The 21,331-nt window shown below is 71.3% G+C and carries 18 protein-coding genes; 6 read left to right on the top strand and 12 right to left on the bottom strand.

The genetic code is table 11. The features are described 5' to 3' along the window. Positions 1-17: 17 nt before the first annotated feature. Positions 18-1,013 carry an adenosine kinase gene (locus tag GNT64_RS07870; RefSeq protein WP_156679030.1) on the bottom strand — a complete coding sequence of 332 codons (996 nt, stop codon included), beginning with the start codon at positions 1,011-1,013 and terminating at the stop codon, positions 18-20. A gap of 139 nt (positions 1,014-1,152) precedes the next feature. Between GNT64_RS07870 and GNT64_RS07875 the strand changes: the two genes are divergently transcribed. Further along, on the top strand, positions 1,153-1,536 hold the full coding sequence (locus GNT64_RS07875; protein WP_156679031.1) for a hypothetical protein: 384 nt from the start codon (positions 1,153-1,155) through the stop codon (positions 1,534-1,536). A gap of 42 nt (positions 1,537-1,578) precedes the next feature. Here the strand turns inward: GNT64_RS07875 and queG are convergent, their stop codons facing one another. Next, positions 1,579-2,727 (bottom strand): tRNA epoxyqueuosine(34) reductase QueG, encoded by a 1,149-nt coding sequence (gene queG, locus GNT64_RS07880; protein WP_156679032.1) that lies wholly within the window; start codon positions 2,725-2,727, stop codon positions 1,579-1,581. A 37-nt stretch (positions 2,728-2,764) separates the two neighbouring features. Between queG and GNT64_RS07885 the strand changes: the two genes are divergently transcribed. Genes GNT64_RS07885 through msrB form a run of 3 tightly spaced genes read left to right on the top strand, consistent with a single transcriptional unit; the run spans position 2,765 to position 5,463 of the window. Next, positions 2,765-3,703 (top strand): ABC transporter ATP-binding protein, encoded by a 939-nt coding sequence (locus GNT64_RS07885; RefSeq protein ID WP_422396625.1) that lies wholly within the window; start codon positions 2,765-2,767, stop codon positions 3,701-3,703. Next, positions 3,700-4,908 (top strand): ABC transporter permease, encoded by a 1,209-nt coding sequence (locus tag GNT64_RS07890; protein ID WP_156679034.1) that lies wholly within the window; start codon positions 3,700-3,702, stop codon positions 4,906-4,908. Before GNT64_RS07885 ends, GNT64_RS07890 begins: the two co-directional genes overlap by 4 nt. 51 nt (positions 4,909-4,959) lie before the next feature. Further along, positions 4,960-5,463: a peptide-methionine (R)-S-oxide reductase MsrB gene (msrB, locus tag GNT64_RS07895; RefSeq protein ID WP_156679035.1), complete on the top strand. Its 504-nt coding sequence runs from the start codon at positions 4,960-4,962 to the stop codon at positions 5,461-5,463. Between the two features lie 58 nt (positions 5,464-5,521). On the opposite strand, the gene GNT64_RS07900 is transcribed toward msrB, so the two are convergent. From GNT64_RS07900 to GNT64_RS07910, 3 genes are all read right to left on the bottom strand, one after another. Next, on the bottom strand, positions 5,522-6,325 hold the full coding sequence (locus tag GNT64_RS07900) for a LytR/AlgR family response regulator transcription factor (protein ID WP_156679036.1): 804 nt from the start codon (positions 6,323-6,325) through the stop codon (positions 5,522-5,524). Next, entirely contained in the window at positions 6,322-7,416 is a 1,095-nt protein-coding gene (locus GNT64_RS07905) for a sensor histidine kinase (protein WP_156679037.1), read from the bottom strand. The genes GNT64_RS07900 and GNT64_RS07905 overlap by 4 nt, the downstream gene beginning before the upstream one ends. Before the next feature lie 65 nt (positions 7,417-7,481). Continuing rightward, a complete protein-coding gene (locus GNT64_RS07910; RefSeq protein WP_156679038.1) occupies positions 7,482-9,791 on the bottom strand; it encodes a putative bifunctional diguanylate cyclase/phosphodiesterase in 2,310 nt (769 codons plus the stop codon). Positions 9,792-9,966: 175 nt separating this feature from the next. Between GNT64_RS07910 and GNT64_RS07915 the strand changes: the two genes are divergently transcribed. Further along, a complete protein-coding gene (locus GNT64_RS07915; RefSeq protein WP_156679039.1) occupies positions 9,967-10,653 on the top strand; it encodes a Crp/Fnr family transcriptional regulator in 687 nt (228 codons plus the stop codon). A 248-nt stretch (positions 10,654-10,901) separates the two neighbouring features. On the opposite strand, the gene GNT64_RS07920 is transcribed toward GNT64_RS07915, so the two are convergent. The 7 genes from GNT64_RS07920 to GNT64_RS07950 form a co-directional block, all read right to left on the bottom strand. Continuing rightward, a complete protein-coding gene (locus GNT64_RS07920) occupies positions 10,902-13,529 on the bottom strand; it encodes an EAL domain-containing protein (protein WP_156679040.1) in 2,628 nt (875 codons plus the stop codon). A 53-nt stretch (positions 13,530-13,582) separates the two neighbouring features. Next, positions 13,583-14,446, bottom strand: coding sequence for a class I SAM-dependent methyltransferase (locus tag GNT64_RS07925; protein ID WP_156679041.1), 864 nt, complete (start codon positions 14,444-14,446; stop codon positions 13,583-13,585). Between the two features lie 212 nt (positions 14,447-14,658). Next, positions 14,659-16,689, bottom strand: coding sequence for a TonB-dependent receptor (locus GNT64_RS07930; protein WP_156679042.1), 2,031 nt, complete (start codon positions 16,687-16,689; stop codon positions 14,659-14,661). 57 nt (positions 16,690-16,746) lie between these two features. Then, complete coding sequence (locus GNT64_RS07935) at positions 16,747-17,499, bottom strand: molybdopterin-dependent oxidoreductase (RefSeq protein WP_156679043.1); 753 nt, start codon at positions 17,497-17,499, stop codon at positions 16,747-16,749. Then, positions 17,496-18,335, bottom strand: a complete 840-nt coding sequence (locus GNT64_RS07940; protein WP_156679044.1) for a cytochrome b/b6 domain-containing protein — start codon at positions 18,333-18,335, stop codon at positions 17,496-17,498. Before GNT64_RS07940 ends, GNT64_RS07935 begins: the two co-directional genes overlap by 4 nt. A 59-nt stretch (positions 18,336-18,394) precedes the next feature. After that, positions 18,395-19,042 (bottom strand): maleylacetoacetate isomerase, encoded by a 648-nt coding sequence (maiA, locus tag GNT64_RS07945; protein WP_156679045.1) that lies wholly within the window; start codon positions 19,040-19,042, stop codon positions 18,395-18,397. Between the two features lie 105 nt (positions 19,043-19,147). Beyond that, complete coding sequence (locus GNT64_RS07950) at positions 19,148-19,381, bottom strand: ubiquitin-conjugating enzyme family protein (RefSeq protein ID WP_156679046.1); 234 nt, start codon at positions 19,379-19,381, stop codon at positions 19,148-19,150. Positions 19,382-19,558: 177 nt separating this feature from the next. Here GNT64_RS07950 and GNT64_RS07955 point away from each other — a divergent pair, with 177 nt between their 5' ends. Next, a complete protein-coding gene (locus GNT64_RS07955) occupies positions 19,559-21,187 on the top strand; it encodes an alpha-D-glucose phosphate-specific phosphoglucomutase (RefSeq protein ID WP_156679047.1) in 1,629 nt (542 codons plus the stop codon). Positions 21,188-21,331: the final 144 nt, after the last annotated feature.

Consider the following 21,331-nt stretch of genomic DNA (forward strand, 5'->3'; position numbering starts at 1 on the left):
CGCCGACCGACGGCGCCTCAGCCCAGCCGCTGCGCCACCAGCGCCTTCAGGTCCGCCTGCGGACGCGCGCCGAAGTGGGAGATCACCTCGGCGGCGGCGATCGCCCCCATCGTCAGGCAATCGCCGACGGAGCGGCCCTGCGCCTGCCCGGCGAGGAAGCCGGCGGCGAACAGGTCGCCCGCGCCGGTGGTGTCGACCACCCGCGCGATCGGCTCCGCCGGCACGGCGACGCGCTCGCCGCCCTGCACCGCGATCGCGCCCTCGTCGCCGCGCGTCACCACCAGCAGCGGCACCCTGCCCGCCACCGCCGCCACCGCCGCCTCGAAATCGTCGATCTGCGTCAGCGATCGGATCTCCGTCTCGTTGGCGAACAGGATGTCGATCTCGCCCCGGTCGATCAGTGTCTGGAAGTCGCCGCGATGCCGCTCGATGCAGAAGGCGTCGGAGAGGGTGAAGGCCACCTTGCGGCCATTCTCGCGGGCGATGCGGATGGCGGCGCGCATCGCGGCGCGCGGCTGCTCCGGATCCCACAGATAGCCTTCGAGGTAGAGGATCGCGGCCGATGCGATCATCTCGGCGTCCACCGACTCCGCCGGCAGATACTGCGCCGCGCCCAGGAAGGTGTTCATCGTCCGCTGCCCGTCGTCGGTGACGAGGATCAGGCAGCGCGCCGTCGGCGGCTCGTCCGATCGCGGCGCGGTGCGGAAATCGACGCCCAGCGCGCGGATGTCGTGCGCGAAGACCTTGCCGAGCTGGTCGTCCGCCACCTGGCCGACGAAGCCGCAGCGCCCGCCCAGGGCGGCGATGCCCGCGACGGTATTGGCGGCCGATCCGCCGCTCGCCTCGATGCCCGGCGCCATGCGGCCGTACAGCCCTTCCGCCGTCTCGGTATCGATCAGCCGCATCGATCCCTTGGCCACGCCCTCGGCGGCGATGAACGCCTCGTCGGCTCTGGCGAGCACGTCGACGATGGCATTGCCGATCGCGACGATGTCGAGGGTCGTGGCGCTCACCGATATCTCCTTGGTCTCCGTAGAGCGCCGCGCCTAGACAAGCGGCGCCCGCCGCGCAACCGGCGCGCGCCGGCACCGCCCGGTCGGCACGCGCCGTCCGGCCTCTGGCGGCGGCTGCCGATTTCGCCCAGAAGGCGGCATGGACCGATCCCTCCCCCGCCTGCTCGCCCTGGCGGCGCCGGCGCTGCTCGCGGCGTGCGCCACCGCGCCCAGGCCGCAGGCGCCGCTGCATCCGCCCAAGATCCCCACCGTCACCCTCGGCGCGGGTCTCGATCGCGTGATGGGCAAGGATGCCCGCGCGCTGCAGATCCTGTTCGGCGCGCCCGATCTCGACGTGCGCGAGGGGAGTGCCCGCAAGCTGCAATATGCGAGCAGCGTGTGCGTGCTGGACGCCTATCTGTACCCGCCCGCCGCCGGCCGCGAACCGCTGGTCCGCTACATCGACGCCCGCCTGCCGACCGGCGACGATTTCGACCGTGCCAGCTGCGTCGCCGCGCTCAGCCGGCGGGTGGAGGCGCGGTAGCCTCCCTCCGATGTCCGTTCAGGGCCGGGAATGGCCGCGGCCTCACGCCGGCTCCGCCAGCGCCCACTCGTCCCGCACGTCCGCATCCGGTTCATGCGGCCACCGCGCCGCCCGCTCCCGCGTCCAGGCCGCCGCGTCCAGCCGCCGCAGCGCCCATACGGCGGCGCCGCGCACCACGGCCGCGGGATCGTCCAGCAGCGCCGTCACCCGCGCCAGCAGCCGCGCGTCGCCGCCATTGCCCGCCGCGATCAGGGCGTTGCGGACCATGCGGTCGCGGCCGATGCGCTTGATCGGGGAGCCGGCGAACACCTGCCGGAAGGCGGCGTCGTCCAGCGCCAGCAGGTCGCCCAGCTCCGGCGCGGCGAGTTCGGCGCGGGCGGCGAAGGCGCGGTTGGCGGCGCCAGCGGCGGCGAACTTGTTCCACGGGCAGGCCGCCAGGCAATCGTCGCAGCCGTAGATGCGGTTGCCCAGCGCCGCGCGGAAGCCGGCCGGGATCGGCCCCTTATGCTCGATCGTAAGGTAGGAGATGCAGCGCCGCGCATCCAGCCGGTAGGGCGCCGGGAAGGCATCGGTCGGGCAGGCGCGCTGGCAGGCGTCGCACGATCCGCAGGCATCGCGCGCCGGCGGGTCGGCCGGCAGGTCCAGGGTCGTCATGATCGCGCCCAGGAACAGCCAGCTGCCGTGCGAGCGGCTGACGAGATTGGTGTGCTTACCCTGCCAGCCGATCCCGGCCGCCTGCCCCAGCGGCTTCTCCATCACCGGCGCGGTATCGACGAACACCTTCAGGTCGCCGCCGCCATGATCCACCAGCCAGCGGGCGAGCGCCTTCAGCGCTTTCTTGACGACGTCGTGATAGTCCTGCCCCTGCGCGTAGGTGGAGATGCGGCCTATATCGTGCGCCGCCGCCAGCCGCAGCGGATCCTCCCTCGGCGCGTAGCTCATGCCGAGCATCACCACGCTGCGCGCCTCCGGCCACAGATCGGCGGGCGAGCGGCGCTGGTCGGCCCGCGCCGCCATCCAGCCCATCTCGCCGTGCGCGCCGCTCTCCAGCCACTCGGCCAGGCGGGCGCCGGCCTGCGGTATGGCGTCCACCCGCGCCACGCCGCACGCGGCGAAGCCCAGCGCCGCCGCCTGCGCCTTCAGGGCGCGCGTCAACGCTTCGTTGGGGCTGGCGTGCGATGGCGGGATCATGGCATCGCCCGTCTAGGCGATCGCGCGAAGGATGAGAATGAGCGGACTGGCGATCGAGGCGGTGGGGCTGGTCAAGGATTTCGGCGCCACCCGCGCGGTGGAAGGGATCGATCTCGCCGTGCCGGCGGGCGCGATCTACGGCGTGCTCGGCCCCAACGGCGCCGGCAAGACGACCACCCTGCGCATGCTGCTGGGCATCATCGATCCCGATGCCGGCCACCGCACCCTGCTGGGCGAGGCGCAGCCGCTGCGCGCGGCCCCGCGCGTGGGCTACCTGCCGGAGGAGCGCGGGCTCTACCCGGCGATGAACCCGCGCGAGGCGATCGCCTTCATGGGCGCGCTGCGCGGCCTGCCCCTGGCCGAGGGCCGCGCCCGCGCCGACGCGTTGCTGGCCGCACACGATCTGGCGCATGCGGCCAAGCGGCCGATCCGCACTCTCTCCAAGGGCATGGCGCAGACGGTGCAGCTGCTCGGCACCCTCGTCCACCACCCGCGCCTGATCGTGCTGGACGAGCCCTTTTCCGGCCTGGACGCGCTGAACCAGCAGCGGCTGGAGGGGCTGATCCGGGCGCAGGCGGCGGACGGCGTGACGATCCTGTTCTCCACCCACGTGATCGCCCATGCCGAGCGGCTGTGCGAGCGGATCGCGATCATCGCCGGCGGCCGGGTGCGGTTCGAAGGCGCGGTGGAGGCGGCACGCAACCGCCTGCGCCCGCAGGTGCGGCTGGGCACGCGGCGGCAGACGGGCGCGTGGCGGGCGGCGCTGCCGGGCGATGCGCGGCTGGACGGCGGCGTCTGGCGTTTCGAGCTGCCGGAGGGCGGGGTGGAGCCGCTGCTGAAGGGGCTGATCGATGGCGGCGCCGGCATCGACACGCTCTCGATCGAGCGGCCCGGCCTGCACGACGCGTTCGTCGCGATCGCCGGCGAGGCGGCCGCGCGCGAGATGGCGAAACCCGATGCGGAGCCGGCGGCGTGAACCAGATCCTGCGCGCCGCCCTCGTCATCGCCCGGCGGGACTATGTCGCGAGCGTCTGGTCCAGAACGTTCCTGCTGTTCCTCGTCGGCCCGCTGCTGCCGATCGCCGCCGGGCTGTTCTTCGGCACGATCGGGTCGGGCAGCGATCGCCAGGCGACCCACCCGCGCGTCGCCGTGATCGCGGCGGGACAGGATGCGCGGTTGATCGGCACCGCCCGCCACGCGCTTGCCGCGCGGCTGGGGGCGGATGCGCTGCCCGATCTCAGCTTCGCCTCACCCGAACGCGATGCGGAGCGCCAGACGCGCGCGCTGCTGCGCGAGGGCGGCGCTTTCGCCGTGCTCCGCGGCGGGCTCGATAAGCCGCTGCTGCTCGGCCCGCGCGGGCAGCTCGCCGAGAATGGCCGCACCGTGGCGCTGATCCTCGATCAGGCGCGGATGCTGCGCGCGCTGGGCGCCGCCGCGCCGCCGCCGGTGCCGCTGATGGCGCGGGCGATCGGCGCCGCCCCGCGCGACGACGCGCAGGCGCGCATGCTCACCGCGCGCATGGGGCAGTTGCTGCTGATGCTGCTGACGATGATCCTGGCCGGCATGCTGCTCTCCAACCTGATCGAGGAGAAATCGAACAAGGTGATCGAGGTGCTGGCCGCCGCCGTGCCGGTGGACGCGATCTTCATCGGCAAGCTGCTGGCGATGCTGGCGATGTCGCTGACCGGCATCGCCGTGTGGGGCGGCGCGGCGACGGTGGCGCTGTTCGCCTTCGCGCCGCAGGCCGCCGCCGCGCTGCCGGCCCCGGCGGTGGGCTGGCCGGCCTTCCTGATGCTCGGCACGCTCTACTTCGTGATGTGCTACCTGCTGCTCGGTTCCCTGTTCCTCGGCATCGGCGCGCAGGCCGCCACCGTGCGGGAGGTGCAGACGCTCTCGATGCCGGTGACGATGGCGCAGATGGGCGTGGTCGGCCTCGCCTCCACCGCCGTGGCGGATCCCGGCGGCACGCTGGCGATGACGGCGATGGCCTTTCCGTGGAGCTCTCCCTTCGCGATGCTGGCGCGCGCCGCGCAGGCGCCGCAGCTGTGGCCGCACCTGCTGGCGTTCGGCTGGCAGGCCCTGTGGGTGGCGGCGATCATCCGCATCGCCGCCGGCCGCTTCCGCCGGCTGGTGCTGAAATCCGGCGCCCCGCGAAAGCGACTCTTCGCGCGCGGCCGCTGAAACCGCTAGGCTGCGGCCCGCGTATCTGCGGAACTGGAGACGGAGAGCGAGATGGGGTTCACACGACGCGAGATCATCGGCACCGGCACCGGCGTGGCGGGCATCGCCTTGCTCGGCGGCCTCGGCATGGCGTGGCCGGCGACGGCGGCGGAGGGCAAGTTCCCGCTCACCCTCACCGATGCGCAGTGGCGCAAGAAGCTGGGCACCGGCGACACCTATGCCGTGCTGCGCCACGAGGCGACCGAGACGCCGGGATCGAGCAAGCTGCTGAAGGAGCATCGCGCCGGCATCTTCGCCTGCGCCGGCTGCGCCCAGCCCGCTTTCTCGTCCAAGACCAAATATGACAGCGGCACCGGCTGGCCGAGTTTCTGGGCGCCGCTGCCGAACGCCGTCGGCACCAGCAGCGACAGCACCATCGGTTACGTCCGCACGGAGGTGCATTGCAGCCGCTGCGGCGGCCATCTGGGCCACGTGTTCGATGACGGGCCAAAGCCCACCGGCAAGCGCTACTGCATGAACGGCGTGGCCCTGCGCTTCACGCCCGGCGCGGCGTGACGCCGCACCCGGCGGCGATCGCCGCCGGGTGCGGCACGCCGCTAGGATGTCCCGTCGCTCAGTGGACGAAGCGGGCCACCACGTCGCGGTAGCTGCGGCTCACCTTCACCTGCGCGCCCGAATCGAGCACCAGAAAGCACTCGCCGTTGGTGTGCGGCTTCACCTGCTTGACCAGATCGAGGTTCACGATCGTGGAGCGGTGGACGCGTTGGAAGCGGCGCGGATCGAGCCGCTTCTCCAGATCCTTCATCGTCTCGCGCAGGATCAGCGTGTTGTCGCCGGTGTAGATGCACATATAGTCGCCGGCGGCGTCGATCCGCTCGATGGTATCAACGTCCACGCGGAAGATCTGGCCGCGATCCTTGATGTTGATGAGCTTCTCGAAGCGGTTGGAGGCGGGCGCGTCGCTCATCCCGTCGGGCATCGCGCCGGCGGCCTCGGGCGCATGCTCGGCCAGCACCTCCTTCAGCCGGCCCGCTTCCTCGGCGCCGCGCTTCTCGGCCAGGCGCTGGCGCACGCGATCCAGCGTCTCGGCCAGCCGCTCCGGCTCCACCGGCTTCATCAGATAGTCGAGCGCGTCGGCCTGGAAGGCGCGCACGGCATGATCCATGTAGGCGGTGACGAACACGATCAGCGGCGGCTCCACCTCCATCAGCCCCTGCACGACGGAGAAGCCGTCGAAGCCGGGCATCTGGATGTCGAGGAAAACGAGGTCGGGCTTGTGGGTCTTGATCGCGCGGATGGCCTCGCGGCCGTTCGTGCAGGTCTCGATGATGTCGACGTCCTCGTGCGGTTCGAGCCTCAGCTGCAATCCCTGGATCGCGAGCGACTCGTCGTCGACGAGGATGGTACGGATGGTCATGCGGGCTCCCTGGCCTCTTCGGTCTGGAATGGTATTTCGATCATGACACCGAACCCGCCCCCGCGGCTCGACTGGATCTCGAACCGCTGCTCGTTGCCATAGGCCTGGGACAATCGCTCACGTATGTTGGCGAGCCCCACGCCCGTGGATGAAGTGGACCTCGGGCCGGCTTCGTTCAAGCCCGGTCCGTTGTCCGACACGGTGATCTGCACCCGGTCCCCGGCCAGCCGCGCCTCCACCACGATCTCGGCCCCCTCCTCCTGCGGCGTGACGGCATATTTGATCGCATTCTCGACCAGCGGCTGCAGCAGCAGCGACGGCATCCGCGCCATCGCCGCGGCCGGATCCACCTCGAACCGCGTCTGCAGGCGATCCTCGAAGCGCATTTTCTCGATCTCCAGATACAGCTTCAGCGTCTCCACTTCCTGCGTCACAGACACCTGGCCGGAAGGCTCGTTGACCAGCGTGTAGCGCAGGAAGGACGACAGGCGGGAGAGCATCGCGTTCGCCCGGTCGGTCTGCTTCAGCAGCACCAGGGTGGAGATGGAGTTCAGCGTGTTGAACAGGAAGTGCGGGTTCAGCTGGTAGCGCAGCATGGCCAGCTGGGCGGAGGACGCCTGATGCTCCAGCCGCTGGAGCTGATCGGCCTGCTCCTCCAGCAGCAGGTAGAAGTTGATGCCGTAGTAGAGGCCGGACCACGCCGCCAGCACCGCGAAATCGAGCAGGATCGCGCCGAGGAACTCGATTCCGCTCGGCATGGCGCCCGGCCGGTAGAAGGTGGCGTGGCTCCACACCTCGATCGTCGAGAACACGGCCGAGGACATGATGAGGATCACGATCGAGCTGCCCCAGGTGAGCAGCGGCGCCCGGTGGATCAGCCGGCGGAAGATCGACGCCATCAGAAGGGTGAGCGAGTAGCCCGTCGCCGTGGAGAGCGCCGTCGGCACGATGAACAGCAGGCCCATCGCGTTGGCCAGGCCGCCCAGCGAGCGCAGCACGAAATAGCCGGCCCAGCCGGCCGACTGGAGCATCCAGAAGGCGCGGTTCTTGTCCTCGAAGAACGGTTTCGCCTGCGGTCCGAACATCGCCATGCCGGCGCCTTACCGGATAAGCGCCGCCGGATGAAGCCGTGGCGGCGGCTCGGCCCGCGCCGGGACTACTCCGCCGCCCGCGTGTCGGCCGGCAGCAGCAGCGCCGTCGCCTGCGCACGCGGCGCCGGGCGGCCGAACAGATAGCCCTGCACCCGCTTGCAGCCGAGGTCCTTCATCCGCGCGAAATCCTCGAACGACTCGATGCCCTCGGCCGTCACGTCCATGCGGAACGTCTTGGCGAGCGCCACGATCGCGCGGATCACCGCCAGCGTCTCGCTCTTGTGCGCGGCATCGCGGACGAACGATCCGTCCAGCTTTAGCGTGTGGAAGATCGTGCGGTTGAGATAGCCGAGCGAGGAATAGCCGCTGCCGAAATCGTCGAGCGCGATGCCCACGCCCAGCGCGCGGAGCCGGCGCAGCACGTCCAGCGGCCCGGCGCTCTCGCCCTGGAACACGTTCTCCGTCACCTCCAGCTCCAGCCGCGCCGGTTGCAGCCGGGTCGCCACCAGCGCCTCGCCCACCACCGATGGCAGGCCCGGCAGCTCCAGCTGCACGCGGCTGACGTTCACCGAGACGAAGATCGATCCGGGCCAGCTCGCCGCATCGGTGCAGGCGGTGCGGATCACCCACTCGCCGATGCCGGCGATCAGGCCGCACTCCTCCGCGATCGGCACGAAGATCGCCGGCGGCACCAGCCCGCGCTCCGGATGCGCCCAGCGGATCAGCGCCTCGAAGCCCACGATCGCCTGCGTCTCCACGTCGATCACCGGCTGATATTCGATCTTCAGCTGGTCGCGTGCCAGCGCCTGGCGCAGGTCGCGCTCCAGCAGCACCCGCTCCTCGGCGTCGCGCTGCATCGTCTTGTCGAACAGGGTCAGCCGCCCGCGCCCGCGCGATTTGGCCTGGTAGAGCGCGATGTCGGCCTTCACCAGCAGCTCGTCCACGCTGCCGCCGTCGGTCGGCGCGAACACGCAGCCGATGCTGAGGCCCACCTGCAGGGCGCCGCTGCCGAAGTCCACCGGCTCCGCCACCGCCTTGATGAGCCTGTGGCCGAGCGCCTCGGCCATCTCGCGCGAATCGCACTGCGCCATCACGATGGCGAACTCGTCGCCGCCCAGCCGGCCCACCTGCCCCTGCGTGCCCGCCACCCGGGCCAGCCGCTCCGCCACCGCGCGCAGCGCCGCATCGCCGGCGGCGTGGCCGAAGCGGTCGTTCACCGCCTTGAACCCGTCGAGATCGGCGAACAGCAGCGCGGCGCGGCTGCCGCGCCGCTCGGCATAGGCAATCGCTTCCGTCACCAGCCCACGGACCTGCTGGCGGTTCGGCAGGCCGGTGAGATCGTCCATCAGGGCGACGCGGCGGATCCGGTCCTGCGCGCGGCGCACCTCGGTCACGTCCGATCCCAGGCCGCGAAACCCCTCGAACTCGCCGCCCACGCCGAAGATCGGACTGGCGGAGAGCGACATCCAGCACTCCCCCATGGCGGCGGCGATGGGCAGCTCCACGCCGGCGAACGGCACGCGCGCGGCCAGCGCCTGGCCCAGCTTCGCGTCGCAGCCGAGCAGCACCGGCAGCGAGTGGCCGAGCAGCTGCGCCGTCGATCGGCCCAGCCGGTCGCAGATGCGCGGCGACACGTAGGTCAGCTGATGATGCGCATCCGTCTGCCACAGCCAGCCGGCGCCCTGTTCCTCATATTCGCGCAGCAGCAGGCCGATCGCCTCGCCCCGCTCCCGCTCGTCGTGCGCCACGCCCACCTGCCGGGCAAGCAGCCGCTCAATCGTGAGGCAGCCGGCGATCACCACGGCGGAGAAGACGGAGAGCAGCACGATGCCGCTCGCCAGCGTCTCGCCGCCCTGCGCGTGCAGCGCCCAGACGAAGGCGATCGCGATGGCGAGCACCCAGGCGGTGGCGGCCAGCGGCACGATCGCCAGCAGGAAGGCGCCCGCCATCATCGTGCCCATCGCAGCACCCAGCAGCGCCTGCGTGGCGGCCGGCTGGCCGGCGAACACGGCGGCGGGCAGCGTGCTCCACAGCGCGGCATGGCCGGCGGCTTCGGCGATCGGCCGCCAGCCCGACCGGGCGGGGCCGGATGCGGTGGGATCGGCGGCGCGGCGGCGCGCCCGCAGCATCGCCGCATTCACCGCCACCACCAGCACCCCCCACCCGCCGAGCAGCGGCGCCGGCACCCGCCCGACGAGCGACCACAAAGCGACGAGCGCGCAGCACAGGCTGAGCCCGGCGAGGAACGGCGCCGTCCGCCAGAGCGCCTCAGCGCGATGATCCACGGCCCCGCGCGCGCGCAGCAGCGCGGAAGGATGCCTGCCGGCGGTGGAGGTGGCCGCCGGGACCGGCGCCTTGATCGACATATGGAGCATGGTGCATCCGAGAGCAGGAATGACTGCCGATCCGTAGCGAGGGCTGGTAAGCGTCCGGTTAACCTCGCCGCGCACCGACAGAAAAACGTCGCCTCGCGCGCGGGCTTGGCGCTATGAAGCGCTGCACGATCGCAGCCCGGCGCGCGCCGGAACGTCGCAGATGGGGGTTGTTCCGATGACTGCCGAAGAACTCGCAGCGCTTCTCACGCCCAAGTCGATCCTGTCCGTCTGCACGCCGGAGGAGCTGACCGACCTGCTCTCCATCGCCTCCGTCTGCAAGATGAAGAGCGGCGAGGAGGTGCTGGCCCAGGGCGAGGAAGGCAACGCCCTGGTCGTGGTGCTCCAGGGCGTCATGCGGGTCAGCATGATCGCGCCGAACGGGCACGAGATCGTGCTCGATTATGCCGAGCCCGGCGCCGTGCTGGGCGAGATCGCGATGCTGGACGGGCGGCCGCGCACCGCCTCCGCCACCGCGATGTACGCCGGCCGCTACCTGAAGGTGAGCCGCACCGCGACCGAGGGCTTCATCGAGCGGCACCCCAAGGTGGCGCTGGCGATGATGCGCGATCTCGCCCGCCGCCTGCGCGAGACGGACACCACGATCGAGAGCGACCGCGCCTTTGCCGCCGGCCCCCGCCTCGCCCGCTTTCTGAAGCGGCTGACCGAGCAGAAGACGGCCGGGCACAAGCTGGCCGGCGATCTCAGCCAGGGCGAGCTCGGCAACTTCGTTGGCATGAGCCGGGAGAATATCAACCGCCAGCTCGCCTCCTGGTCCGAACAGGGCGTGATCGAGCTGGCCCACGGCAAGATCCGGATCATCGACAGCCAGTATCTCGCCAGCATCGCCGAATCCGCCGACTGAGGGCGCACGAGGCCGGATCGTCACCGTCGTCCCAGGTCGGATCTACATTCAGCTCGACATTCGGCTTATGCATGTCCGCTCATCCTGAGGATGGGCTGAGCGGAGGCGAAGACCCGTCTCGAAGGATCCTTCGAGACGCCATTTCGACAGGCTCAATGGCTCCTCAGGATGAGCGGTGTGCACAAACGCCAAGTCAAACCGGCTTCATTCGCTCAAGGTCGATATGTCCTGATTCGACGGCGAGCGGCCTATCCCAGCCTCGCCGCGCGCGGCACCGTGGCGATGCGCGTGCTCAGCGCGTCAAGATCGATCGCGCGGTCGAAGGTCATGCCGATGCGGCCGTCGCGGGTCCACTTGACAGTGCCGCCGTGGCGGCGGCCGTCCGGCAGCTCGATGTCCACCGGCGTGCCCGGATCGATGAGGCTGGCGCTCTCCACCATCGCGCCGCCGGCGGAGATGTTGCGCAGCCGCGCCGAATGGGGCCGCTCGCCCACCCGCACCACCGTGGATCGCAGCATCTGCACGCGCGGCGAACGGCTGGCGAGGAAGCCGGAGGGGTTCAGCGTCGCCGTGCCCTTCACCTGCTCCATCGTCTCCTCCAGCGGCATCGGCCGGCCGAAGACATAGCCCTGGATGTGACTGCAGCCGAGCGAGCGGATCAGCTCCAGTTCGTCCAGCGTCTCGGCGCCCTCGGCTGTGGTGTCCATGTCCAGGCTGGTCGCCAGCGCGACGATCGCGCGCACGATCGCGGCGTTGCGGTTGCCGGGGATGGCCGCGCCGCGCACGAAGCTCTGGTCGATCTTGATCTTGTTGAACGGTGCCTTCTTCAGATAGCCGAGCGACGAGTAGCCGGTGCCGAAATCGTCCAGAGCGAAGCGGACGCCAATCTTCTTCAGGCGCTCGAACATCGCATCGGTGGCGGCGCCGTCACCCATGAACACGCCTTCGGTGATCTCCAGCTCCAGCCGGTTGGCCGGCAGGTCCGCCGCCGCCAGCGCATTCAGCACGATGCCGGGCAGCGCCGGGCTGGCGAACTGGATCGGCGAGACGTTGACGGCGACGCGGATATGCTCCGGCCACTTGGCGGCGGCGAGGCAAGCGGTGCGGATCACCCACTCGCCGATCTGCGGGATCAGCCCGATCTCCTCGGCGATGGGGATGAAGAAGTCCGGCCGCACCGGCCCGCGGGTCGGGTGGTTCCAGCGGATCAGCGCCTCGAAGCCGACGATCCGCTCGTCCCCGGCGTTCACCACCGGCTGGTAGACGAGGTGGAGGCCGCCGTCCGACAGCACCGTGCGCAGGTCCATCTCCAGCAGGCGACGGTCCTTGGCGTTGGCGTGCATCTCCTGCTCGTAGAAGCGGTGGATGCCCTTGCCGTCCGCCTTGGCGGCGTAGAGCGCCAGATCGGCGTTGCGCACCAGCGCCTCGGCCGTCGCGCCGTCCTCGGGCGCCACGGCGATGCCGATCGAGGCGCCGATCGAAACGTGATGGCCCTCGATCGTATAGGGCGCGGACAGCCGCTCGATCACGTGGCGCGCCAGCGTCGCCAGGCGCTGGCGGTCGCTCGCGTCGGGCAGCACCACCTTGAACTCGTCGCCGCCCAGCCGGCCCACCTGCCCGCCGTCGCCGATCGCGCCGCGCAGCCGCTCCGCCACCTGACGCAGCAGCACGTCGCCGATCGGGTGGCCGAGCGTGTCGTTGACCGACTTGAAGCGATCGAGATCGAGCAGGAACACCGCGCACGGCTTGATCCGCTCGCCCACGCCCGCCAGCGCCGCCTCCAGCGTCTGGTTCATCACCGTGCGGTTCGGCAGGCCGGTGAGCGCATCGGATTTGGCGAGCGTGCTGATCTCGCGCTCGCTGCGGCGGCGTTCCGTCAGATCGGTGCCGTTGCCGCGAAAGCCCAGGAAATTGCCGAAATCGTCGTTCGCCGGCCGGCCGGAGAGCGACCACCAGCGATCCCCCTCCACCGCCGCGCGCACCTGCACCTCGCTGAACGGCAGGCGGGTGGACAGATGAAAGCCCAGCGTCCGCTGCTCGCGCGGGCCGGGATGGCTGTCGTCGCCCTCGTTGCGCACGAGATCGGCGAAGGGGCGGCCGAGCAGATCGGCCGGATCGCGCCCGATCGCCTCGGCCAGCTGGCGCGATATGTAGGTGAGGCAGCCGCGCGGGTCGGTCTCCCAGAACCAGCCGCGGCGATTCTCCTCGAACTCGGCGAGCAGTTGCCCGGCCTTGCGCATCGATCGCTCGGCGGCGATGCGCCCGGCGGCGGCGCTGCGGCCGCGTCGGGCGGCCGCCAGCAGCGAGGTGCCGACGCAGGCGGCGGTCGCCACCAGCACGGCGCCGAGCAGCGGATCCTGCCCGCGCACCCCGATCGCCGCCAGCACCGGCAACGCGGCCAGGATGGTGGCCGCCGGGATCGGCGCCAGCATCAGCGCCAGCGCCGTCATGCCGCCGATCTGCGCGGCCACCGCCACGCCGGAGGGCGGCAGCAATGCGGCGAAGGCGGCGAAGACCATGCCGCAGCCGAGACCATAGGCGGCCGTCACGCGCGCCAGCAGCACGGGCGAGGTGGTGTCGGCGAAGGCGAGCAGCGCGAACAGGGCGGCGTCCAGCACCAGCAGCACAGCGCCCGGCGCCAGCAGCAGCAGCCCGGAAGCCCCCTCGCCCGCGCCCGCCAGCATCAGCGCGGCCAGCGCGACGATGTGGGCAAGGCCGGTCCACACCAGCGCGCGGCGGATCTCGCGCAACTTCTCGGCCGTGGCCTGCAGGTCCGCCGGGACGAGCGTGTCGCGCAGGCCGAACGCATCGAGCCAGGTGGCGTTCGGCGCCGGTGTGTCCACCTGTGCCGGCCGTCGCAGTCGTCGCTCGCCCATGTCGTCCCCGTGATCGCCCACGACCGCGATACGGCCGAGCGCTTTAGCCGAGGTTAAGACGCCCCCGGAATGTCGGGCCGGACGAGGGTGAAGATGCCGTAGCGCATCGCCCCGGTGCGATAGGCGATCGCCAGGCGCGGCAGGGTGGCGACGAAGATGCGGTTGCCCGCCCGCGCATCGCGCAGGAAGGCGCGGTAGCGGGCGGAGGTCGCCACCCGGCGGGCGACATCGGCGACGATGATGTCCCACGTCCGCCGCACCTGCCGGCTGACGTCGGCGAAGCCGGCCACGGTGAAGCCGGCGGCCTCGGCCATCGCGCGATACTCGCTCTCGCTGCCCATCGAGGGCAGCCGCCCCTCGCGGCAGATCGGCTCCAGCAGGTGGCGCACCGCCCAGCCGCTCGACCGTTCCGCCGCCAGCCAGGCGCACACCACCAGCCGCCCGCCGGGCCGCAGGGTGCGCCACGCCTCGGCGAAGAAGCGCTGCTTGTCGACCATGTGCTCCGAGCTCTCGATCGCATAGGCGCCGTCGAACGCGGCGTCGGGCAGCCCGTTCGCCAGCCAGTCGCGGTGCAGAATCGTCACGTGTCCCGCCGCGCCCGCCGCCGTGCCGGCATGGTCCGCCTGCGCCTTCGCCACGGTGAAGCCCGTCACCGCCGCGCCGAAGCGGCCGGCGAACAGCCGCGCCGTCGCGCCATAGCCGCAGCCGATGTCGATCAGCCGCGCGCCCGCCCGCAACGCCAGCCGGTCGGCCACCGCCAGCGACAGCGCCTCCACCGCCTGCGCCCGCGTCTCCCGGCCGCTGGTCCACAGGCCGTGGTGGACATGCTCGCCCCACACCTCGCGGTAGAAGGGATCGAGTTCGTCATAATGATCGGCGACGGCGCGCGCGTCCTGCGGGATGTCCGGCAGGATCATGCGGGCGCGATCAGCTCTTGAGCAGGGTGCCCTTGGTCGAAGGATTGGCGGCGATCACCTTCTTCACCTCCTTCTTCGGCTTCTTGGCTTCCTTGTTGCTCTTCATCTGACCCTTGGCCACGGCGCTCTCCCTTCGGCGGTTCGCGAGACGGCATAGCAGTTCCTCTCCCGCACGGGGAGTGGCACCGTCCGCAGGATGGTGGCGCAGCAGGTCAACCGCCGAAGCGCACGCCGATCCACAGGGTGCGCGGGGCGGCCCGCTCGTACACGCCGTTCGACACGGCCGTCTCGATCCGCCGGTCGCCGAGATTCTCGGCCCGCGCCTCCACGCTGATGCCGTGACGCACGGGCAGGCTGACGGTGGCGTCCACCGTCAGCGCGTCGGCCAGCGTGCGCATATTCTGGTCGTCCTCATACTGGCCGGAGACGTAGCGCATGGTGGCGGAGGCGCGGAACGCATCCGCCCGGCCGTAGGCCAGCGTGGCGGATGCCTGGTGCTTGGGCGTCTGCGCCGGCCGCAGCCCGTCCAGCGGCGCCGCCTGCCCCTCCGCGCGCACCCGCGCATCGACATAGGCGTAGGAGCCGGTGAGGCTCCACGCGCCATAGGTCAGCCCCGCCTCCACCTCCGCCCCCTTGGCGACGATCGCGTCGAGATTGCGGCGGACGCGGGTGGCGGCGCCGGTGGCCGACACGCTGGTCGTCACGTTGGCGATCGCATCGTCCAGCCGGTTGTAGAACAGGGTCGCGCTCAGCCGCACCGCCGGCAGGGGGCGGAAATCGACGCCGCCGTCCACGCCGCGCAGCCGCTCCGGCTTCAGCAGCGGGTTGGCCTGCGTCAGGTCCGCGCCGACCCGGAACGGGCGGTAGAGCTCGTTCAGGGTCGGCAGACGCCAGCCGAGATAGCCCGCGCCGCGCACGGTGACGGCGCCCGCCGGCTTCCACGCGATGCCGGCGCGGCCGGTCGGCTCCCAGCCGGCGCGATCGGCGAAGCGGGTGTTGGTGATCGCGCCGGCGCCGCTCAGCGGCCGCTCCACCAGCCGGCCGTCGACGATCCGCCAGCGGTCGATCCGCGCGCCGCCGGTCAGCGTCAGCACATCGCTCGCGGTCAGCGTCGCCTCGGCGAAGGCGCCGTAGGTCTCGTTGCGGCCGCCCGCCTCGCGCCCGCGCGTGGGCCGGGCGTTGGCGAAGCTGAACAGCTCGCGCGTCTCGCCATCGGTGATGCGCGTGTCGGCGCCCAGCCGCAGCTCGATCGCCTCGGCCAGCGGCGGCCGCACCTCGATGCGGCCGCCCGCCCCCGTCGCCGGCACGGCATATTGATCGAGCGTGGCGGTGGCGAGCGTGCGGCCCGCGTTCACGCTGGCGAAACCGGACGAGAATTGCCGCATCTGCAGATACGCCAGCGCCTCCCACCCCCAGCGGCCGCGGCCGACGAGGCGCAGGCTAGCATCGCCGCCGATGTTGCGGTTGGGCGTGAAGGCCAGCCCGCGCGTCCTGCGGTCCAGCAGCAGCAGGCTGCCGGCCTGCAATTCCGTATCCTCGCCCACCGGGATCACGGCGCGGGCGGCGAGGCTGGCCTGCTCGTAGCGGGCGGGCATGTCGGCTGTGCCGCGATCCTCCTTCACGATCGGCGTGAAGCCGTCGCCGCGCGCGTAGGCGGCCGAGAGACTGGCGAAGCCGCCGCCCAGCGAGCCGGAGAGGCCGGCATCCGCATCCACCGAGTCGCGGCTGCCATAGGCGATCCCGGCCGAGACCGGCTTCAGCTCGCCCGGCCCGGCGCTCATCAGCTCGATCGTGCCGGCCAGCGCGCCCGGTCCGTAGGCGCCGGTGCCGCCGCCGCGCGTCACCCGCACCAGCCCCAGCCGGCGCGGATCGAAGGCAGCGAAGCTCACCCAGCCGCCGAACGGATCGATCTGCGGTACGCCATCGAGCAGGATCAGCGCCCGGCTGGAGGCATTGCCGCCGAGCCCGCGCAGGGTGGCGCCCTGCGCGGTGGGGTGGGCGGAGCGGGAATCGGCGCGGCGAAACTGCTGGAAGCCCGCGGCATCGCGCAGCACATCCTCCAGCCGCCCGCTGGCGACGCTCGCCAGGCGATCCCGATCGATCGTGGTGACGTCGTAGGCGGCATCGCCCGCACCCGCGCCCAGCCCGTTGCCGGTCACGACGATATCCGCCTGCGGCGCCTCCGCTTGCGCGGTGGTGGCGAGCAGCAGGGCGAGCAGGGCGGCGGGCGCGAAGCGGGTCATGCCCGCTCCATAGAACAGGATCGCCCCCGGCGAACCGGATCTTTCGCTCAGCGGGCGCTAAACCCCCGCATACCATTCATAATCGTTGGTATCCTCCCAGTAGCCGCCGCGCCCGCCGCCCACGCCGGCCAGGCTCGCCACCGCCTCGATCCGCTCGACATATTTGGCGTGCTTGTAGCCCAGCATCCGCTCCACCCGCAGGCGCAGCGGCGCGCCATTCTCCACCGGCAGGCGACGGCCGTTCAGCCCCCACGCCAGGATCGTCTGCGGATGGAAGGCATCGACGAGGTCGATCGACTCATAGTAGCGGCCGGCGCCGTAATCGTCGGCGCAGTGGAACACGATGTAGCGCGCGTCCGGCCGCAGCCCCGCCTGATCGAGCAGCAGCTTCAGCGGCACGCCGGTCCACTGGCCGATCGCGCTCCACCCCTCGACGCAATCGTGGCGGGTGATCTGCGTGCGTGCGGGCATCGTGCCGATCTGCGCCAGCGAGAAATTCTGCGGCCGGGCGACGCGGCCGTCCACCGCCAGCCGCCAGTCGGCGAAGTTCGCGGCGGCGTGGGCGGCATAGGCCGGCGATGACGGGCGCCGCGTGCCGTTGGCGCGAAACACCGGCGATCGTTGCGCGGCATCGAACTCCGGCGCCAGCGCGCCCCGGTTCGTCACCAGCCGCTGCGCCCGCATCGTCAGCGCCTCGCCGGCGCGCAGCCCGTCGCGGAAGGTGGGGCTGGCGGTCAGCCGGTCGCAGCCGGAGAGCATCAGCCCGCCGGCGCCGGCGCCCATGCCGATCAGCGCGCGGCGCGAGATCATGGCCGGTCCTCCGGTACGCGGTAGCGGCCCGTCAGCATCGATCGCACCTCGTTGATCGGCCCGGCCAGCACCACCATGACGAGATGGACGACGATGAAGGCCACGAAGCCCGCCATGCACAGGAAGTGGATCGACCGGGCGGACTGGCGCCCGCCGAACAGCTCCAGCAGCCACGGCCACGTCGCGTCGAGCGCCGGCGACATGGCGAAGCCGGTCATCACCGCCAGCGGCAGCAGCACAAACAGCACGCCCAGATAAGCGAGCTTCTGGAGGATGTTGTAGCGCGTCGCCGCGTCTCCGGTGGGGAAGCGCAGGCGGGCATGATCCTTGATGTCGTGCCACAGATGGCGCGGCCGCAACTCCTCGCGCGTGGGCGCCAGGTCACGCTGCACGTGGCGGTTGGCGAAGCTCCACAGCCAGTAGAGCAGCCCCGGCACAACCAGCGCCCAGGCGAAGGCCAGATGCCAGCGGCGCGCGGCGGAGAGGCTGTACCCGCTCGGGATCGTCGCCCACCATGGGAAGGCGCGGGTGGAGACGCTGCCGTCCGGCGCCGTCCAGCGGCCGAGCACACCCGTTGTCGGGATCGTCAGCCCGCCCACGCGCAGCAGCCCCTGCGTCGGCGTGGATCCGATCTCCAGCCAGGCATGGTCCAGGTTGGCGCCGTAGCGCCCCCAGTAGAGGCGCGGATGGGCGTTGAAGATCATCAGCCCGCTCATGATCATCACGAAGATCACCAGGGCATTGAACCAGTGCCACAGCCGCGTGGACAGGCGGTGGCGGAAGATGGTGCGCGGGGCGCCGGCACCGGGCCGGCCTTCGATCGGAACGCTCGCCATCCATGCCTCTCCCGCCAGATGCCGGGATCATAGCCGACTTGGCAACATTCGCGAAACGCCTAGACCGCCACGGCATCCGGCTGGACCGCGGGATGGGCGGCGGCGAAGGCCGGCAGCGCCGCCGCCGCTTCCGCCGCCGCGCGCACGTGCGGAAAGCGGGAGAGATCGACGTCGAACCGGCCGGCCGTGTAGATTTGCGGCGCCAGATAGCAATCGGCCAGGGTCGGCGTGTCGCCGAAGGCGAAGCCGCGGCCGTGCCGGGCGATCATGTCGTCCATCGCGGTCAGCCCCTCGGCGATCCAGTGCGCCGCCCAGTCGTCCCGCTGCTCCTGCGTGGCGCCGAACGCCTGCTTCAGCTGCCGGAACACGCGCAGATTGTGCAGCGGGTGGATGTCGCAGCCGATCGCCGCCGCCATGCCGCGCACGATCGCCCGGCCGGTCGCGTCGGCGGGCAGCAGCGGGGGCTCCGGCCAGGTCTCCTCGATCCATTCCAGGATCGCCGGGCTCTGGACCAGCACCGTCCCGTCCAGCTCCAGCGCCGGCACCAGCCCCTGCGGCTGCAACGCGCGATAGCCGGCCTCGTGCTGGCCGCCGGCGAGCAGATCGACGGGCACCGGCTCCCACGCCACGCCCTTCAGGTTCAGCGCGATGCGCACGCGATAGGTGGTGCCGGAGCGCCAGTAGCCGTGGAGGAGGAGCTTGCTCATGCCCCGATCCTACCGCCGCCGCCAACGCCGGCAAGCATGATCGGCGCGGGGGGCAGTGGCGACGGCGGGCAGTGGCGACAGCGGACGGACGCGACGCCGGCGAGGTCAGCCGATCGCCAGCTCCGCGAGCGTGCCGATGCCGATCCACAGCCAGGCGGAGGCGAGCAGGATCACGGCGATCCGCCAGCGCGGGCTCCACTTGGCGCCGTCCGCCGGCGCGAGCGCTATCTCGCCGATCAGCCGCTCGGGCCGGCCGTCGATGCGGGGATGGATCGGAGGATGGATGGGCCGGTGGATCGTCACCCGCGGATCATAAGCGGCCGTCCACCGCCGCCGCACCGCGCATCCGATCGGTTCCGGAGGAATCGCCCGGTAATCCGATCGCGAGCGGATGATTAGCGCGGCTTTATCAATCCTCGCTCCCTCACGAGGCGATTCGCGGTCGCGCGGCGGCGCGCGCTATGCCAACCTGTCCCGGCACCTGACTGAACCCAGCACCGACAGAAGCGAGGCCCGATGATCCGGACGGTCGAGACGACGCCCTATGCCGACCAGAAGCCCGGCACATCCGGCCTGCGCAAGAAGGTACGGGTGTTCACCCAGCCGAACTATCTGGAGAATTTCGTCCAGTCGATCTTCGACAGCCTGGAGGGGTTCGCCGGCCGGGCGCTGGTGGTGGGCGGAGACGGCCGCTACTGGAACCGCCAGGCGATCCAGACGGTGCTGAAGATGGCGGCGGCCGCCGGCTTCGGCCGCGTGATCGTCGGTCGCGGCGGCATCCTCTCCACCCCGGCCGCCTCGCACCTGATCCGGCTGAACCGGGCCTATGGCGGAATCATCCTCTCCGCCAGCCACAATCCCGGCGGGCCGGACGAGGATTTCGGCATCAAGTACAATATCGGCAATGGCGGCCCCGCGCCGGAGCGGATCACCGACGCGATCCACGCCCGCACCAAGGCGATCGACGCCTACCGCATCGCCGATGCGCCCGACGCGGATCTCGACACGGACGGCGAGCAGTCGATCGGCGACATGGTGGTGCAGGTGGTCGATCCGGTGGCGGACTATGCCGCGCTGATGGAGGGGCTGTTCGATTTCGCCGCCATCCGCGCGCTGTTCGCCGGCGGCTTCCGCATCTCGTTCGACGCGATGCACGCCGTCACCGGCCCCTATGCCACGGAAATCCTCGAACGGCGGCTCGGCGCGCCGGCGGGATCGGTGGTGAACGGCAGCCCCAGCGAGGATTTTGGCGGCCATCATCCGGACCCCAACCTCGTCCACGCGCACGAGCTGCACGGCCGCATGATGGCGGCGAACGCGCCCGATTTCGGCGCCGCGTCCGACGGCGACGGCGACCGCAACCTCATCATCGGGCGCGGCTGCTTCGTCACGCCTTCCGATTCGCTGGCGGTGCTGGCGGCCAATGCCCATCTCGCGCCCGGCTATGCCGGCGGCCTCAACGGCATCGCCCGATCGATGCCGACCAGCGGCGCGGCCGATCGCGTCGCCGAGGCGCTCGGCATCGCCCTGTTCGAGACGCCGACCGGGTGGAAGTTCTTCGGCAACCTGCTCGATGCCGGCCGCGCGACGATCTGCGGCGAGGAGAGCGCCGGCACCGGATCCGATCACGTCCGCGAGAAGGACGGGCTGTGGGCCGTGCTGCTGTGGCTCAACATCCTGGCGGTGCGCCGGCAGAGCGTGATGGAGATCATGAGCGACCACTGGTCCCGCTACGGCCGCAATTATTATGCGCGACACGATTATGAGGGAGTGGAGAGCGCCGCCGCCGACGCGCTGATCGCCGCGTTGCGCGTGCGCATTCCCGGCCTGCCGGGGCTGAGCATCGGCGGCCAGCGCATCGTGGCGGCGGACGACTTCTCCTACCACGATCCGATCGACGACAGCAGCAGCCACGGCCAGGGCGTGCGCATCCTGTTCGATGGCGGATCGCGCATCGTGTTCCGCCTCTCCGGCACCGGCACCAGCGGCGCCACCCTGCGCGTGTACCTGGAACGCTACGAGGCCCCGGACGGCGAGCTGAACCGGACGACCGCCGATGCCCTCGCCCGCCTGATCGCGGCGGCGGAGGCGGTCGCCGGCATCACCGAGCGCACCGGACGGGATGAGCCGAGCGTGGTGACGTGAGCGCGTCGACCGACCGCTGCGTCGTCGCGCCTCGTTAGCGGACTACATGTTCGGGCGGAATGTCTGCCCGATTATCTTACGGCCCACAGTCTTCGGCGGCCAGACGCTCAGACCAACCAGCCGCCGCGCCGACATCCTATGTCG

Origin of the sequence: Sphingomonas profundi (genome assembly GCF_009739515.1) — a bacterium.
GTDB lineage: Bacteria > Pseudomonadota > Alphaproteobacteria > Sphingomonadales > Sphingomonadaceae > Alterirhizorhabdus > Alterirhizorhabdus profundi.